We start from the raw sequence: 14,857 nt of genomic DNA, 5'->3' as shown, positions 1-14,857 counted from the left end.
GGCGATCCGGATCGCCGCGCCCGGCGGTCTCGGCGAGGCCGATCGCCACGACGTCGCCGGCCCCGCGCCGCCCCTGCGCGAGGCCATGGCGGAAGCGGCCTCCCGCGACAGCATCGCCCGCGCCTACACCAGCGATTATGCGGACCTGCGCCGCATCGGCCTCCCGGCGCTGGCGAGCGCGCGCGAAAAGGGCCTCGCCGCGCCCTGGGCGACGGCCGCCGTCCACCTCGCCTTCCTCACCGGGCTGCCCGACAGCCACATCGCCCGCAAGCACGGGACGGAGCGCGCGGAATCGGTCCGCCGGGAGGCGCTCGAGGCTGTCGGCAGCCTCGACCTCGCGCAGGCGCCGGTGGACCTTCTCCTCGCCTACGACAGGCGGTTAAAGGCGGCCGGGCTGAACCCCGGCACCAGCGCCGATCTCACCGTCGCGACGCTGTTCCTCGACGCGCTGGCGCACGCGGGCGCCTCCCTCTGAGCCGGCCCCGCCCGTCCGGGAGCCAGGCCCTTCGCCGGCTCCGGAAGAGGCGCGATCATTTATCGATTCCAGCACCTTGAGCGGGTTGTTCGGGGAAGGTCGCCGCTGTAGGGTCCGCGCCGCTATCCGGGCTAACCGGTTCGGCCACCCTGCCGGACGTCGCAAACAAGGATGGCCCTCGGCCGTGCCTGTCCCATGGGGCGGCCGTCACTTTCCAGCAGCAGGGAGAGACCCCGAATGGCGAAGATCACCAAGGTTCAGGTCGGCGAAGCGCTCGTCGGCGACGGCAACGAGGTCGCCCACATCGACCTCATCATCGGACCGCGCGGCTCGCCGGCCGAGACCGCCTTCTGCAACGGCCTCGTGAACAACAAGCACGGCTTCACCAGCCTGCTCGCGGTCATCGCGCCGAACCTGCCGTGCAAGCCCAACACGCTGATGTTCAACAAGGTCACCATCAACGACGCCCGTCAGGCCGTCCAGATGTTCGGCCCCGCCCAGCACGGCGTCGCCAAGGCCGTGCAGGACGCCGTCGCCGAGGGCATCATCCCGGCCGACGAGGCCGACGACCTCTACGTGCTGGTCGGCGTGTTCATCCACTGGGAAGCGGCCGACGACGCCAAGATCCAGCAGTACAACTACGAGGCCACCAAGCTGTCGATCCAGCGCGCCGTGAACGGCGAGCCGAAGGCCGCGACCGTGACCGAGCAGCGCAACTCCGCGCAGCACCCCTTCGCCGCCAATTAGATCGGGGACAGTCCTGGGCAGAGCGCGCCTCCGCCCGCACCGCGGGGCCTGCTCCAGCGACTGGCCTCCATCTTCCTTGGACGATAGGGACTTCTGGACGGGGCGGCATCAGTCGCCCCGTTCGTTTTTGCGCGCTCGCTCAGGCCGCCCCGAAGGGCCACGCGCCGCGCAGGCTCCCGTCGTGGATCGCCGAGGCGACGAGGGCGCCGGCCGCCCCCGCATCTCTTGAAGCGATGAGATCGCCGGGACCGCGCACCCCGCCCGCCGCGTAGAACCGCCGCCCGCCGCCGCCCGTCCCGGCCGACAGCGCCCGCGCCGCCCGGAGCGCCGCGAGGTCCGGCCCCGCTCCGGCGCCGACGCGGGCGAGCGTCATCACGATCACGTCCTCCGGCCAGCGCGCCGCGCGCTCGTGGATCGCGGGCGGTCCGAGGCGCTCGCCCCCCCGGCTGTCGAGGGAGAGCACGATCCCGTCCCGGCCGAGGAGCGCCGCGTCCGCCTGGCTCTCGCTGCCGATCACCGGCCGCCCGAGGCCCTCGGCGAGGAAGGCGTCGAGCCCGGCCGCGTCGCGAAAGCCCGCATCGACCCAGAGCTCGAGGCCGGGGCAGGCGCGCAACACCGATTCCAGCGCGGCGCGATCGGGCGGGACGCCCCGCATGATCGCGTCGAGGTCGGCGACATAGAGGGTTCGGGCGGGCAGGACCGCGAGGAGCCCGCGGGCGATGTCGGCCGGGCGCGATCCCTTTGCCAAGGGTGTCTCGATCGGTGCATAGGCGTGACGCAGGCCGGCGCGGGCGCGCACCACCTGCCCGCCCATCAGGTCGATGACCGGGATGACCGCGAAGCCCCCCGCACCACCCCCGTTTCCGCCATCCCCGGAGGTTCGATTGTCCGCCACGTCGACCTCCGCGAAGGGCCGCCGACCATGAGCGGCGCGATCATCGGCTGGGACCTCGGCGGCGTGCATGTCAAGGCGGCCCTCGTCGTGGAGGGCCGCGTGGCCGAGGCCGTGCAGGCGCCCTGTCCGCTCTGGCGCGGGCTGCCGGCGCTCGACGCGACGCTCGCCAAGCTGCCGGACTGGGCGCGGGCGCAAGCCCGGCACGCCGTGACCATGACCGGCGAGCTGACCGATTGCTTCAGCGACCGGCGGGACGGCGTCGCGCAGCTCGCGGGTTGGGCGGCAGGCAACCTCGCGGGCAGCGTGCGGATCTATGCCGGCCGCGCCGGCTTCGTCGCCCCGGGCGCGGCGGCGGAGCACGCGCCGGACATCGCCTCGGCGAACTGGCACGCCACTGCCGCCCTCGTCGGGCGCCACCTCGACGCGGCGCTCCTCGTCGACATCGGCTCGACCACCGCCGACCTGATCCCCGTGGTCGGGGGCCGCCCCGCCGCCACCGGCTACAGCGATGCCGAGCGCCTGGAGACGGGTGAGCTCGTCTATACCGGCGTGGTGCGCACGCCGCTCCTGGCGCTGGCCTCCGCCGCCCCCTTCCGCGGCCGGCGCACGGCGCTGATGGCGGAGACCTTCGCTTCGACCGCCGACATCTACCGCCTGACCGGCGCCCTGCCCGACGGCGCCGACCAGCAGCACAGCGCGGACCTCAAGGGAAAGTCCCTCGACGAGACCCGCACCCGCCTCGCCCGGATGATCGGCCGCGACCGCTCCGAGGGCACCGACCGGGAGTGGCGGGCGCTCGCCGCCCACTTCGCCGAGGCGCAGGCCCGCGTGCTCCACGACGCCGCCGTGATCCTGCTGTCCCGGCCCGATCTGCCGGAGGAGGCGCCTCTCGTGACCTGCGGCGCCGGCGCCTTCCTCGGCGAGAGCCTGGCGCGGCGCCTCGGCCGTCCCGCGCGCCCCTTCACCGCCGTCATCGCCGGGCTCCTCGGGGGCTCGGGCGAGGCGGCCTCCACCTGCGGGCCGGCGGCCGCCGTCGGCCTCCTCGCCTCCCTCGACCACCACTACGGAACCGACGCATGAGCGCCCAACGGCTCGTCCGCATCCTCACGACCCGCTCGGGTCCCGATATCGAGATCGCGCTGGCGCTGGAGAACGGCCAGACGCTGCGGGTCGTCGCCACGCCCGATCAGGCCGACCGGTTGGTGGACGAATTGGAGGACATCCTCAACGCGCCCGAGGAGCCGGACGAGACGCCCCCGGCCGCCTGAACGGAACCTCCCACGATCCTCGCGTCCCCGGACCATGCCGTTCGGGGACGCGAGGCAAGCCCGAACGGGCGCCCGCGCTCGTGCGCGGAACGCCCTCCGGCCCGATGTCATCGGGCCGGAGGGCCACGGCGATCAGCGGATGAAGTCGCCGAAGGCCCTCGGGCCGTCGCCGAGCTTGATCTCGCCGGTGACGGCGAGGCTCTTCGCGTCGATCACCGAGAGCGTGTTCGAGCCCCAGTTCGCCGCGTAAAGCTTCGTGCCGTCCGGCGAGGCGGCGATGCCCTCCGGGTGGTCGCCGACCTCGATCGTCTTCACGACCTTCAGGGCGTCGAGGTCGAACACCGTGACCGTGCCGGAATACTGGTCGGTCACGAAGCCGCGCCCGCCCGCGAGCGCCAGCACGTAGGGCCGCTCGCCGGTCTTGATCCGGCCGATCTCGCGGCCCTCGGCGAGGTCCACGACGGAGACGTCGTTCGATTCGACGTTGGCGGTGTAGGCGCGTCCCTTCCCGGCATCGAGGACGAGGCCGAACGGGTGGGTGCCGACCGGAATCACCTTGGTCTCGCGGCGCGCGGCGGCGTCGACCACGGAGACCGTGTCGCCCTCGCGGTTGGCGACGAGGAGGGTGGCGCCGTCCGGGCTCACGACGATGCCGGAGGGCGAGGCGCCGACCTTGATCTCCCCGTCGAGCCTGAGCCCGCCCTCGCCGGGCACGAGCACCAGCACCCGGCGCGCGTACCAGTCGGCCACGTAGACCGCGCCGGAGCGCGGGTTGCAGGCGATGCCGAGCGGGCCGCCGGGGAGCGGCAGGCTGGCCGTCAGCGTGCGGGCGGCGAGGTCGACGATCCCGAGCCCCGGCGCGTCGGGGCGGGTGACGTAGGCGGTGCGGCGGTCCGGCGAGAGGGCGATGCCGGCGGGCGAGCCCGGCACGGGAATCGTCGCCACGACCTTGCCCGCGTCGAGGTCGACGATCTCGACGCGGTTGTCGAGCTGGACCGTCACCACCGCCTCGGCGGCGTCCGCACGAGGGGCCGCCGCGAGGATCGCCGCCAGCAGCGCGCAAGCGCGGAGGCCGGCGCGCGGCCGGCCCCCCGTCACGAATGCGGCCACTACGAGCCCTTCTCGACCTTCGCCTTCAGGGCGTCGAGACCGGTGCGGTAGAGGCCCTTCACCGCCTTCTCGGCGGCCTCGTCGTTCAGCTCGGGCGGCGGATCGTTGTTCATGTAGCCGCGGTAGAAGGCGCCGCTCCAGGTGACGGTGGTCTTGTCGCCGTTCGGCTCGACCTCGATCGTCGAGGAGTAGTTGTTGACCGGCAGCACCTTCACGTCGACCTTGTCGATCCGGTACGAATAGCTCTTGCCGTCGACGTACTTGGACAGCTCCTCCTCGACGGTGGCGCCGCCCTTCAGCGTCAGGACGCGGGTGGCCTTGTCGCCGTTGCCGCCCTTGCCTTCGGTTTTCTCGACGGGGGGGAGCCAGCTCATGTCCTGGAAGTTGCCGACCACGGCCCAGACCTTGGCGGCGGGCGCGTTGATCTCGACCGTCTCCTTGACCTTGCGCCGCGTCGGCCCGTGGGCGTCGGCGGAGAACGACACGACGGCGAGAACGGCCGCCGTCGCGAGTGCGAGCATCTTCATGGGCTTTCGGTCTCCTTCGCGCGTCGCCCGGTTTCAGGCGGCGCCGGGTTTGTCGAGGACGCGGGCGCCGGGGCCGATGGCGGCGGCGACCTTGTCCTCGATCCAGTTCCAGGCCTCCCGCTCGCGGGGGCCTGCGGTCTTCGAGACGGCGATGGCGAGGTAGCGCATCTCCGAGAGAATTTTTTCGGGCTCCAGCATGTGCAGCCGCGTGGAGAGGATCGCCGCCTCCAGCACCGCTCCTTGCGCCCGGTTATAGCCGAGGAAGGGGGCGTGGGCGGCCTCGTGGACGAGGCGCCCCCGGTAGCGCGGGCGCGTCGCATCGTCCTCCACCGCCTCGACCTCGAACTCGGCATGGCCGAAGCTGTCGGCGAGCCGCGCCCCGTCGATCCGCGCGCAGGGCAGCACCGGCCAGTCGCGCCGGCCAGTCACGGCGCCGGCGATGACCCGCACGTCCCGGGGGCTCGAGACCGCGAAGACGGGATTGACCGCGAGGTTCTGGATGGTCGGCGACGGCCGGAACGGGGCGAGCACGGTGGCGCCGTCATCCTCGCGGATCAGCCCGAAGGGCACGAGGTGCAGGCGGCCCTCGGCCGAGCGCGTGGTCACGATGGTCTCGAGGATCAGCGGCACCGGATCAGGCCTCGTCCCGCACCAGCCGGCCGCAGACGATGCGCCCGCCGGGCTCCCGCGTGTCCCCACCGGCGGACGGGCCCTCGACGGTCTCCGGCGGCGATGCATCCGCCTCCGGGTCCGTCCGCGCCTCGCGTGTGCCGGGAGGCGGGGCGTCGGGGCCGGAGTGCTTCGTATGCCCAGCCTTTTTGAACGCGGTGGTGTCCTCGACCTCGGCGTCGGCGGAGGCGCCCCAGGCCAGCGCCTCGTCCTGCACGTAGCGCTTGCCGAGGCGCCAGGCGGTCTCGGCCTTGGTCAGCTCGCCACCGAGGTAGAAGGCGTGCGCGCCGTCGCTCGCGACGTTCAGGTCGGGGAAGAAGGCCATGGCGTCCGTGCCGACCCGGTGGATGTCGCGGTTGTAGACGTGGATGCCGTCCTCGGCCACCGCGACGCGGTAGTTCGGATCGCGCACCTGCGAGGCGAGCTCCGCGATCTCGTCGGGCGTCTGCGCGAAGGGGCGCTTGTCGTGGAGCGAGAGCAGCTCCCGCCCGTAGCCCTTCGGCAGGGCGGCGTCGGCCTTGGCGGCGTACATCACGCGCCGGGCCGCGTCGTGCTCCTCGATGGTCCGGCGGGTGTGGTTCGAGACCTGCACGATCAGCACGTTGCGGATCGACAGCTCCGAGCACATGCCCACCAGCAGCGCGGTGACGCCGAGGCTGTCGGCCTCGGTCAGCTCCGTGAGGTTGCCCGTGCCCATCATCATCTCGATCTCGGGATGGCGGGCGCGCACCTCCCGGTAGCGGGCGATCGAGTCGACGAAGCCGAAATGGATCGGCTCCAGGATCGGGTCGGCGAGGAAGGGCTTGCCGGCCCGCGCCAGCCGCTCGATCGCCCGGTCGAGGGAGGGCAGGTCGTCGGGCCGCATCGGCACGAGAACCGGCACCGCGTCCGTCTCGAAGGCGAGGTCCAGGGTCTCCTCGTTGAGGCTCAAGAGGTAGTCGGCCCCCGCCGCCGCGCCCCGCCGCAGCTCGTCGCGGGAGAAGGAATCGACGCTGACCTTCAGGCCCGCGCCCTTGAGGAGGCGCACGCTCTCCTCGAGATGCGGGAACGCCGTGTCGGGAAGCCCGCCGAGGTCGATCACGTCGGCGCCGCGCCGGGCGAGCTCCAGCCCCTTGGCCAGGATCTGCTCGGGGCTCATGCGCGAGGCGTCGACGATCTCGGAGAAGATGCGCAGGTCGTGGCGCGACAGGTCGAGGCTGCGCCCGGCGAGCCCGAGGAAGGCCGGCAGGTCGACGATCTCGTCGGGGCCCCGCTCCACCGGCACGCCGAAGTGGCGGGCGAGCTCCTCCGGGTCGGCCCGGCAGCGGCCGGGCAGGATGATCCGGTCGGCGCCCGCGGGGATCGTGACCCGGCGGCGGATGATCTCGATCGTCATCAGCGCGGCGACCTTCACGCCGGCATCGGCGATGCTCCAGGCGAAGCGCTCGGGCGGCAGGGTCCGCGCGACCTTCTCCAGGCGCGCATGGGCGAGCTTGCCGGTGATGAAGACGATGTGCTCGGGCGCGCTCACGCGGCCTCGCTCACGGAGGACAGGACGGTCTCGCGGCCGGGACCGCGGAGCGCGATCGTGCCGGGGAAGCGTGCGGCGAAGCCCGGGAAGGCGGCGTCCACGAGCCCGTCCCGGACGAGCCGGCCGGCCTCCGCGCCGGGGGGAGCATCGGCGGATTTCACCAGGGTGCAGCGGGCGGCATCGAGCCGGGCCGCGAGCCAGAGGGCAAGGCTGTCCGAGGTCACGTCCCAGCTCTCCGCGACGCCGGGATGCCCGTCGCGCAGCGCCGAGGGGTCCCAGACCGTGCCGGGCCGCAGGCGCCCGAGCCGGGTCTCCACGCACAGGCGAGGCTCCAGCGCTCCGAGGATCTCGGCCATCCGCCCCATGGCGTCGAGGGCGAGGCGATGGGCGAGGGCGTCGGGGAAGCGCAGGCGGAGCTGCACGTCCCGCACGGCATCGGCGAAGGGGCCACCGCCAGGCACCACGACGCAAGGCCCCTCACGGCCGTCCGCGATGCCGGCGAGGAGGGCGCGCAGGCGCGCCTCGTCCCGCGCGAGGCTGCCGCCGATCTTCACGATGTGGAGAGCGCTCACGCAGCGTCCGATCGGGCCGGCGCCCGCAAGCGCTCGGCCGCCTCCCGGACCCGCTCCGGATCGAGGCCGCCGCGGCGGTCGCTCCCGAAGCAGAGGCCGCCGCGGAACCCGAGATAGTCCGGGCCGAGGGCCGTGAGAGTCGGGATGTCGGAGAGGGCGAGCGAGCCCGCCAGCCCGCAGAGCAGGCGGGCCTCCCGGCAGGCGGCGACGAAGCCCGTCAGCTCGGCCCGGCCGAGGAGATCGGTCAGGCGGCGTCCCGCCTTGCCGCGCGTGTCCAGCATGGCGCCGGTGCAGCCCGCTGCCGCGACCGCGACGACGGCGCCCGGTGGGATCCCGTCCTCGGCGAACAGCACCGCGACGAGGCGTCCTCGCGCCGCCGAGGCGGCGTCCGCAAGGCCGCCCTCGCGGAGCAGCGGACCGGCCGCAACCTTCACGTAGTCCGCGCCGGTGCCGGCCATCGCCGCGACGGCCTGCGGCTCCGCCACCGCGCTGGTGAGGGCGCGGCCGGCGACCGCCGCGAGGATGGCGGAGACGTGTTCCGGGGGCAGGGCGCCGAGGGGGCCGTCCTCTGGGTCCTTGGCGTCCACGAGGTCGGCGCCGGCCTCCGCCGCGAGCCGCGCCTCGGCGGCGTCGCGCACGCTGACGAGGAGGCGGGGAACGGAACAGGCGTCGTGGGGAGTCGCGGCCATCGGGCCATCCGGTACAGCATCCGACCCGCCGGGGCGAGGCCGGGGCCAAGGGTCTCAGCCGCGGTTCGGCAGGGGCTCGGCGAGGAGGCGGTTCTTGACCACCCAACGCATGGCGTGGGCCCAGGTGTCGTCGGTGTCGGCGCGGATCACCACCTGGCCCGCCCGCACGCGCGCGCCGCTGCCGGCATCGGTCACGAAGACGTAGAGGTTGAAGATCTGGTTCGAGCCCTTCTCGACGTAGCCGTTGACGGCGAGGTCCGCGCCGAGGCTCTTGCCGATCGCGCCGGCGCACTCGCACTTGTAGAGCGGGCCCTGCCTGGCGACCTCCGCCGCCTGGGGCGCCGTATCGAGCGTCTCGACGCCGGCAGCGGTGAGGGCCTTCTTCAATTCCTCCGTGACGAGGCCGAGGCGGCGCTGCTCGTCGGGCCGGGCCTTGCGGCCGCCGACGATTCCAGGATCGAGAAGCTCGACGGGAAACACCGCCGCCTTGCCGGGCCCGGCCTGCGCCGGCTGGATCGCGGAGAGCGCCGCGAGCAGCGCAGCGGCCGCGACGGACCCGGTCTTGACGCGCACCATGCCGCCTCTCCTCCCGACGCGGCGCCGGGCCTTCGGGCCCGAGGCGGCGCAGTCTTCGTTGCCGGGCTACCTCGTGCGGCGGGAGGCTTTTGCAAGCCGCCGCCCGTCGAGGCGGGATGCTGCGCCGTTTCCGCCGTTGAGCCCGAGGCCGGCCTCTTCTAGCCTGCGGCCCGCATGCGCCCGCTCCTCCTCCGCCTCCTCGCCGCCTCCGGCCTCCTCGCCCTGACGGCGCTGCCCGCCCTCGCGCAGGAGCCGGCGGCCAGGACCGACGGCGCGGCTCCCGCGCGGGACGAGGCCCCGAAGCCGGCCCAGGCGCCCGCGCTCGAGACCCGGATCGGGCTGATCTACCGGCCCCAGCCGGTGCCCTCCTCCTACGACGCGGAAGCCGCGCCGGAGGACGAGGCGGTGGCCGGGGCCCGTATGGGCATCACGGACAACAACACCACCGGCCGCTTCACCCGCCAGACCTACGTCCTCGACGAGGTCGCCCTGGGCGAGGGCGGCCCCGGCGCCGTCGAGGCCGCCAAGGGCCTCGTCGGAAAGGGCGTGCGCTTCCTGGTCCTGGCGCTGCCCGCCGACGAGTTGCTCGCGGTCGCCGACGCCGTGAAGGGGCAGGGCGTCGTGCTCCTCAACGCCGCCGCCCCCGACGACCGGCTGCGCGGCGCCGACTGCCGCAAGGACGTCTTCCACGTCGCCCCGAGCCGGGCGATGCAGACCGACGCGCTCGCCCAGTTCTTCACCTTCATGCGCTGGCGCAAGCTGTTCCTGATCGTCGGCCCGAACCCCGGCGACCGGCTCTACGCCGACGCCTGGAAGCGCTCGGCGACGAAGTTCGGCCTCAAGATCACCGCCGAGAAGCCCTGGACCTTCGGCCCGCTCGCCCGCGCCCGCGGCGACACGCCGACCCGCGCCGAGGCGATGATCTTCACCCGCGGGGTCGACTACGACATCGCCATCGTCGCCGACGAGGCCGCCGACTGGGGCGACTACGTCCCCTTCCGCACCGTCGACCCGCGCCCCGTCGCCGGCACGCAGGGGCTGATCGCCACCACCTGGCACCCGACGCTGGAGACCTGGGGCGCGGCGCAGGCGCAGAACCGCTTCCGCCGCCAGTCCGGCCGGCTGATGCGGCCCCTCGACTACCAGGCCTGGGCCTCCGTGCGGGCGGTCGGCGACGCCGTCACCGCCCGCAAGACCGGCGATGCCCGCGAGATCGCCGCCTTCTTCGAGGATCCGGCCTTCGGGCTGCCCGCCTACAAGGGCGTCTCGCTGAGCTTCCGGCCCTGGGATCACCAGCTCCGCCAGCCCCTGGTGATCGCCCAGCCCAAGGCCCTGGTGAGCGTGGCGCCGGAGCAGGGCTACCTGCACCAGCGCACGCCGCTCGACACGCTCGGCTTCGACCTGCCGGAGACCGCCTGCAAGTTCGGGGGCTGAAACCGCGCTGAAAATCGTCCCGCGACGGCGCGACACTCTCGCAACCGGCGGAGCACGCGCTACACTCCGCGCCATCAGACCCGCGTCGGCCCCTGTGCCGCGAGAGGCGGGCGCCAGGGAGGAACATCGGAATGAGCGGCAGCGCGCGACCGCGCCCGACATACGCCTGCGCAGCGACCGCCGTCGGTGCGCTCGCCGGGCTGATGGGACTCGTGGGACTCTGCACCCCGGCGGTCGCCTTCACCGCCTACGTCTCGAACGAGAAGGGCAACACGGTCAGCGTCATCGACCTGAACACCCAGGCCGTCACCGCGACCTGGAAGGTCGGGCGGCGCCCCCGCGGCATCACCGTGAGCAAGGACGGCAAGGAGCTCTACGTCTGCGCGAGCGACGACGACCGCATCGACGTGCTCGACACCGCCACCGGCAAGATCCTGCGCTCGCTCCGCTCGGGGCCGGACCCGGAGCAGTTCATCCTCGACGCCTCCGGCAACCCCCTCTACGTGGCCAACGAGGACGACAGCCAGGTCACGGTCATCGACATCGAGAAGAACAAGGTCCTGGCCGAGGTGCCCGTCGGCGTCGAGCCCGAGGGCATGGGCCTGTCGCCGGACGGAAAGATTCTCGTCAACACGTCCGAGACGACGAACATGGCCCATTTCATCGACACCAAGACCTTCCAGGTGATCGACAACGTGCTCGTGGATGCCCGTCCCCGCTTCGCCGAGTTCACCGCGGACGGCAAGTTCCTCTGGGTCTCGGCCGAGGTCGGCGGCACGGTGAGCGTCATCGACACGGCGACCCGCCGGGTCGTGAAGAAGATCACCTTCAAGATTCCCGGCGTGAACGACGAGGCGATCCAGCCCGTCGGCGTGCGCATCACCAGGGACGGGACCAAGGCCTTCGTGGCGCTCGGCCCCGCCAACCGCGTGGCGGTGATCGACGCGAAGACCTACGAGGTCGGCAAGTACCTGCCCGTCGGCCAGCGGGTCTGGCAGCTCGCCTTCACCCCGGACCAGAAGACGCTGCTCACCACCAACGGCACCTCGAACGACGTCTCGATCATCGACGTCGCCGCCGAGAAGGTGGTCAAGAGCGTGCCCGTGGGGCTGCTGCCCTGGGGCGTGACGGTCTCCCCGCAATGAGCCCTAAAACCGCGCCCGCAGGAGGCAGGATGCATCGGATCGCACGGCTCGCCGCGCTCGGCCTCGCCGGACTTCTCGCCGCCGGCAGCGCCCAGGCGCTCGACCTGACGAAGAAGCGCGAGAACCTGCCCGACCTCGTCCTCGGCAACGACGAAGGCAACGACTTCGCCGTCGAGAACCGGGACATCACGCTGGAATCGGGCAAGGCCTACCGGCTGCGCATCGTCGCCAAGGGCCGGCAGGAGTACAAATTCTACGCGCCGGAGTTCTTCCGCTACATCTGGCTCAACCAGATCGTCATCAACCACCTCGAGATCCACGGCGGCGGCCCGCCCGACCATCTCGAGTTCGACGACCCCGGCGAGATCGCCATCGAGTTCGTGGCGATCAAGCCCGGCGCTTACAAGTGGGAGGCGCGGGGCCTGGAGGCCAAGGGCATGACCGGCACCCTGACGGTGAAGTGATGCGTCGCTCTCGTATCGAACGCGCGCCCGCTCCCTTCCCCCTCCGCGGGGGAGGGTGGCCCTCGCGTCAGCGAGGGTCGGGAGCCGCCCTCTCGCGCAGGGGGAAGAAGGCTGCCGTGGCGCTCGCCACGCTCCTCCTGGCGACGCCCGCGCTCGCCGACGACAAGGCCGCCTGCGCCGAGGGCATCGGCATGATCAAGGCCGAGATCGCCAGGGCGCCCGCCGAGCCGGCGCTGGGCAAGCTGAAGAAGGCGCTCCGGGTCGCCGAGCGCGAGCAGGGCGAGGCCGAGTACGACGAGTGCCTCGACGCGGTCGGCGACGCCAAGCGAGCGCTGCCCAAGTGAGCGTTGTCCCAGGAAGGGAGGGCGCCGCTCCGGCTCTCGAGGTCGCCGGCGTCGGGCATCGCTTCGGCGCCCGCGCCGCGCTCTCCGACGTGTCGATCACCGTGGAGCGGGGGCGCTTCATGGCGCTGCTCGGGCCGAACGGCGCCGGCAAGACGACCCTGTTCTCGGTGATCACCCGCCTCTACAATAACCAGGAGGGGCGGGTCGCGATCTTCGGCCACGGCCTCGACCGGGAGCCGTCCCGGGCGCTGGCCCGCCTCGGCGTCGTGTTCCAGGCGCGCACGCTCGATACCGACCTCACCGTCGAGCAGAATCTTCTCTACCACGCCAGCCTGCACGGCATCGCCCGGGGACCGGCCAAGGCGCGGATCGCCGCGCTCCTCGACCGGGTCGGGCTCGCGGAGCGGCGGGGCGACAAGGTCCGCACCCTGTCCGGCGGCCAGTCCCGGCGCATCGAGATCGCCCGCTCCCTCGTCCACGAGCCGCGCCTCCTCCTCCTCGACGAGCCGACCGTCGGCCTCGACCTCGAGTCGCGCGCCGGCATCGTGCGCATCGTGCGCGACCTCGTGCGGGACGAGGGGCTTTCGGTGCTCTGGGCGACCCACATCTTCGAGGAGATCGAGCCCGGCGACGACGCCGTCATCCTCCACAAGGGCCGCATTGTCGCGCGCGGACGGGCGGGCGAGATCGGCGCGCCGGGCGAGGGGCTGGAGACGGCCTTCCGCCGCCTCGTCGCCGAGCCGGGGAGGCAGGCGGCGTGATGACGACACCTGCCCCCGCCCGCGTGCCCCATCTCGGACGGCTCGACGCCGTCGGCTACCTGATCTGCCTCGGCGGCATCGTGCGCCGGGAGCTCCTGCGCTTCTTCAACCAGAAGGAGCGCTTCCTGTCCGCGCTGGTGCGGCCGCTGGTGTGGCTGTTCATCTTCGCGGCGGGCTTCCGCAACACGCTCGGCGTCTCGATCGAGCCGCCCTACCAGACCTACGTGCTCTACGAGGTCTATGTGGTGCCCGGCCTCGCCGTGATGATCCAGCTCTTCAACGGCATGCAGTCGTCGCTCTCGATGGTCTACGACCGCGAGGTCGGCTCGATGAAGGTGCTGCTCACGAGCCCCTACCCCCGCTGGCTGCTGCTGCTCGCCAAGCTCGTCGCGGGGGTCAGCGTCTCGATCGTGCAGGCCTACGCGTTCCTGGCCGTCGCCTGGTTCTGGGAAACCGACATCACGCCGGCGGGCTACCTCGCGGCGCTGCCGGCCTTCCTCGCCACGGGGCTGATGCTCGGGGCGATCGGCCTGTTCCTGTCCTCCCTGGTGCGCCAGCTCGAGAACTTCGCCAGCGTGATGAACTTCGTGATCTTCCCGATGTTCTTCGCCTCCTCGGCGCTCTACCCGCTCTGGCGCATCCGCGAGGCCAGCGAGACGCTCTACTGGATCTGCGAGGCCAACCCCTTCACCCACGCCGTGCAGCTCGTGCGCTTCGCGCTCTACGGGCAGTTCGAGCCCCTGGCCTTCGCCGTCGTGACGGGCACCACGCTCGCCTTCTTCGCGATGGCCGTCATCGCCTACGACCCCGGCCGCGGCCTCATGGCCCGGCGCGGGGGCCCCGCCGGAGACACGCCATGAGGCACGCAACGCTCTCTCTCGTCATGCTCCTCGGCGCCGCGACGACGGCCACCGCCCAGCCGAGGACCGATCCCGACTGGCCCTGCGTCCAGCGCAAGGTCACGAATCTCAGCCCCGGCCAGTTCTGGAACGGCCCCGACCTCGCGCAGGCCGGCGAGTGGGGCGACGATTCCGCCGCCGCGCAGCTCGCCCGCAAGCTCGCCTCCCGGCGCACGGAGATGTCGGAGGTCGACGGGCTCCTCGACGCCTTCGCCGCCGAGGCGGGACCGGACAAGGACCAGCGGCTCGCCCGCGTCTTCTCCGGCGTCTTCGAGGTGATCGGCGGCGAGCGCGACAAGGTGATGGGCGGCATCGGCCGCTACGCGCAAGGCCAGCGCCGCATGGCCGAGCGCATCCGCGAGGAGGCCGACAAGATCAGCCAGACCAAGGATGCGCCGAGCGCCGAGGACGCCCGCGAGATGCCCAAGGACCAGTCCGAGCTTGAGACGCGCTTCGCCTGGGACCGGCGCATCTTCCAGGAGCGCAGCCAGTCGCTCCAGTACGTCTGCGAGGTGCCCCAGCTCCTGGAGCAGCGCCTCGGCGAGATCGCCCGGCGCATCCAGGCACGGCTGACGACCAAGATGTGAGATTTCGGCCCGCGGGGACGGGGTGCCGCGAATCTGTCGGAGGCCCCCGCCGACGGAGGACCATGGCGTCCGCGAGGGTTGCCGAAAAGTCCCGTCCAGATTGCTGGAACATCCCGTAAGTCGTTGTTCTCAAACCAAAAAGCTGTGACAGGACCGCAACGGCGCCCACGATTGTCACTGTGCCG

19 protein-coding genes are annotated in these 14,857 nt (G+C 72.5%); 11 read left to right on the top strand and 8 right to left on the bottom strand.

Annotated features, from left to right (window positions below):
- Positions 1–475, top strand: a 475-nt coding sequence (locus MFF04_RS17160; RefSeq protein WP_238277536.1) for a triphosphoribosyl-dephospho-CoA synthase, incomplete at its 5' end; no start/stop codon positions are given.
- Between the two features lie 237 nt (positions 476–712).
- The gene (fae, locus tag MFF04_RS17155; protein WP_238277534.1) at positions 713–1,222 is read left to right on the top strand and encodes a 5,6,7,8-tetrahydromethanopterin hydro-lyase; all 510 of its coding nucleotides are present in this window, start codon (positions 713–715) and stop codon (positions 1,220–1,222) included.
- 139 nt (positions 1,223–1,361) lie between these two features.
- On the opposite strand, the gene MFF04_RS17150 is transcribed toward fae, so the two are convergent.
- A complete protein-coding gene (locus tag MFF04_RS17150; RefSeq protein ID WP_283206382.1) occupies positions 1,362–2,117 on the bottom strand; it encodes a HisA/HisF-related TIM barrel protein in 756 nt (251 codons plus the stop codon).
- A gap of 27 nt (positions 2,118–2,144) precedes the next feature.
- Here MFF04_RS17150 and MFF04_RS17145 point away from each other — a divergent pair, with 27 nt between their 5' ends.
- Both MFF04_RS17145 and MFF04_RS17140 read left to right on the top strand, forming a co-directional pair.
- Positions 2,145–3,197, top strand: coding sequence for a hydantoinase/oxoprolinase family protein (locus MFF04_RS17145; protein WP_238277533.1), 1,053 nt, complete (start codon positions 2,145–2,147; stop codon positions 3,195–3,197).
- Positions 3,194–3,385 (top strand): hypothetical protein, encoded by a 192-nt coding sequence (locus tag MFF04_RS17140; protein WP_163413869.1) that lies wholly within the window; start codon positions 3,194–3,196, stop codon positions 3,383–3,385. Before MFF04_RS17145 ends, MFF04_RS17140 begins: the two co-directional genes overlap by 4 nt.
- A 132-nt stretch (positions 3,386–3,517) precedes the next feature.
- Here MFF04_RS17140 and MFF04_RS17135 read toward each other — a convergent pair whose 3' ends face one another.
- The 7 genes from MFF04_RS17135 to MFF04_RS17105 are packed head-to-tail and all read right to left on the bottom strand — an operon-like array spanning position 3,518 to position 9,038.
- Positions 3,518–4,495 (bottom strand): YncE family protein, encoded by a 978-nt coding sequence (locus MFF04_RS17135; RefSeq protein WP_238277532.1) that lies wholly within the window; start codon positions 4,493–4,495, stop codon positions 3,518–3,520.
- On the bottom strand, positions 4,495–5,022 hold the full coding sequence (locus MFF04_RS17130; protein ID WP_238277531.1) for an SRPBCC family protein: 528 nt from the start codon (positions 5,020–5,022) through the stop codon (positions 4,495–4,497). The genes MFF04_RS17135 and MFF04_RS17130 overlap by 1 nt, the downstream gene beginning before the upstream one ends.
- Positions 5,023–5,055: 33 nt before the next feature.
- On the bottom strand, positions 5,056–5,652 hold the full coding sequence (locus MFF04_RS17125) for a DUF447 domain-containing protein (RefSeq protein WP_238277530.1): 597 nt from the start codon (positions 5,650–5,652) through the stop codon (positions 5,056–5,058).
- A gap of 4 nt (positions 5,653–5,656) precedes the next feature.
- Complete coding sequence (locus MFF04_RS17120; protein ID WP_238277529.1) at positions 5,657–7,201, bottom strand: DUF6513 domain-containing protein; 1,545 nt, start codon at positions 7,199–7,201, stop codon at positions 5,657–5,659.
- On the bottom strand, positions 7,198–7,773 hold the full coding sequence (locus MFF04_RS17115) for an amino acid kinase family protein (RefSeq protein WP_238277528.1): 576 nt from the start codon (positions 7,771–7,773) through the stop codon (positions 7,198–7,200). The genes MFF04_RS17120 and MFF04_RS17115 overlap by 4 nt, the downstream gene beginning before the upstream one ends.
- Complete coding sequence (locus MFF04_RS17110) at positions 7,770–8,462, bottom strand: (5-formylfuran-3-yl)methyl phosphate synthase (RefSeq protein WP_238277527.1); 693 nt, start codon at positions 8,460–8,462, stop codon at positions 7,770–7,772. Before MFF04_RS17110 ends, MFF04_RS17115 begins: the two co-directional genes overlap by 4 nt.
- Before the next feature lie 54 nt (positions 8,463–8,516).
- Positions 8,517–9,038, bottom strand: coding sequence for a DUF3280 domain-containing protein (locus MFF04_RS17105; protein WP_238277526.1), 522 nt, complete (start codon positions 9,036–9,038; stop codon positions 8,517–8,519).
- A gap of 174 nt (positions 9,039–9,212) precedes the next feature.
- Here MFF04_RS17105 and pedA1 point away from each other — a divergent pair, with 174 nt between their 5' ends.
- The 7 genes from pedA1 (at position 9,213) to MFF04_RS17070 (ending at position 14,672) form a co-directional block, all read left to right on the top strand.
- Positions 9,213–10,472, top strand: coding sequence for a lanthanide ABC transporter ABC transporter substrate-binding protein PedA1 (gene pedA1 / locus MFF04_RS17100; protein ID WP_238277525.1), 1,260 nt, complete (start codon positions 9,213–9,215; stop codon positions 10,470–10,472).
- Positions 10,473–10,675: 203 nt separating this feature from the next.
- The gene (locus MFF04_RS17095; protein WP_238277540.1) at positions 10,676–11,617 is read left to right on the top strand and encodes a YVTN family beta-propeller repeat protein; all 942 of its coding nucleotides are present in this window, start codon (positions 10,676–10,678) and stop codon (positions 11,615–11,617) included.
- A 29-nt stretch (positions 11,618–11,646) separates the two neighbouring features.
- On the top strand, positions 11,647–12,081 hold the full coding sequence (locus MFF04_RS17090) for a cupredoxin domain-containing protein (RefSeq protein WP_238277524.1): 435 nt from the start codon (positions 11,647–11,649) through the stop codon (positions 12,079–12,081).
- A 116-nt stretch (positions 12,082–12,197) separates the two neighbouring features.
- A complete protein-coding gene (locus MFF04_RS17085) occupies positions 12,198–12,425 on the top strand; it encodes a hypothetical protein (RefSeq protein WP_238277522.1) in 228 nt (75 codons plus the stop codon).
- The gene (gene pedB / locus MFF04_RS17080; protein WP_238277520.1) at positions 12,422–13,186 is read left to right on the top strand and encodes a lanthanide ABC transporter ATP-binding protein PedB/LutE; all 765 of its coding nucleotides are present in this window, start codon (positions 12,422–12,424) and stop codon (positions 13,184–13,186) included. The genes MFF04_RS17085 and pedB overlap by 4 nt, the downstream gene beginning before the upstream one ends.
- Positions 13,186–14,046, top strand: coding sequence for a lanthanide ABC transporter permease protein PedC (gene pedC, locus MFF04_RS17075; RefSeq protein WP_238277518.1), 861 nt, complete (start codon positions 13,186–13,188; stop codon positions 14,044–14,046). Before pedB ends, pedC begins: the two co-directional genes overlap by 1 nt.
- Complete coding sequence (locus MFF04_RS17070; RefSeq protein ID WP_238277517.1) at positions 14,043–14,672, top strand: hypothetical protein; 630 nt, start codon at positions 14,043–14,045, stop codon at positions 14,670–14,672. The genes pedC and MFF04_RS17070 overlap by 4 nt, the downstream gene beginning before the upstream one ends.
- The last annotated feature ends 185 nt before the right edge of the window (positions 14,673–14,857 follow it).

The sequence above is a fragment of the Methylobacterium jeotgali genome (assembly GCF_022179345.1).
Lineage (GTDB): Bacteria > Pseudomonadota > Alphaproteobacteria > Rhizobiales > Beijerinckiaceae > Methylobacterium > Methylobacterium jeotgali.
Note: the sequence above shows the minus strand (reverse complement) of the source record. Positions and strands in the feature narration are given on the sequence as shown.

Bases quoted from the DNA above. Each gene is read 5' to 3' on its own strand.
- MFF04_RS17130 (WP_238277531.1), bottom strand. From the start codon at position 5,022: ATGAAGATGCTCGCACTCGCGACGGCGGCCGTTCTCGCCGTCGTGTCG.
- MFF04_RS17095 (WP_238277540.1), top strand. From the start codon at position 10,676: ATGGGACTCGTGGGACTCTGCACCCCGGCGGTCGCCTTCACCGCCTAC.
- pedC (WP_238277518.1), top strand. From the start codon at position 13,186: ATGACGACACCTGCCCCCGCCCGCGTGCCCCATCTCGGACGGCTCGAC.
- pedA1 (WP_238277525.1), top strand. From the start codon at position 9,213: ATGCGCCCGCTCCTCCTCCGCCTCCTCGCCGCCTCCGGCCTCCTCGCC.
- MFF04_RS17110 (WP_238277527.1), bottom strand. From the start codon at position 8,462: ATGGCCGCGACTCCCCACGACGCCTGTTCCGTTCCCCGCCTCCTCGTC.
- MFF04_RS17140 (WP_163413869.1), top strand. From the start codon at position 3,194: ATGAGCGCCCAACGGCTCGTCCGCATCCTCACGACCCGCTCGGGTCCC.
- MFF04_RS17070 (WP_238277517.1), top strand. From the start codon at position 14,043: ATGAGGCACGCAACGCTCTCTCTCGTCATGCTCCTCGGCGCCGCGACG.
- MFF04_RS17090 (WP_238277524.1), top strand. From the start codon at position 11,647: ATGCATCGGATCGCACGGCTCGCCGCGCTCGGCCTCGCCGGACTTCTC.
- fae (WP_238277534.1), top strand. From the start codon at position 713: ATGGCGAAGATCACCAAGGTTCAGGTCGGCGAAGCGCTCGTCGGCGAC.
- MFF04_RS17145 (WP_238277533.1), top strand. From the start codon at position 2,145: ATGAGCGGCGCGATCATCGGCTGGGACCTCGGCGGCGTGCATGTCAAG.
- MFF04_RS17105 (WP_238277526.1), bottom strand. From the start codon at position 9,038: ATGGTGCGCGTCAAGACCGGGTCCGTCGCGGCCGCTGCGCTGCTCGCG.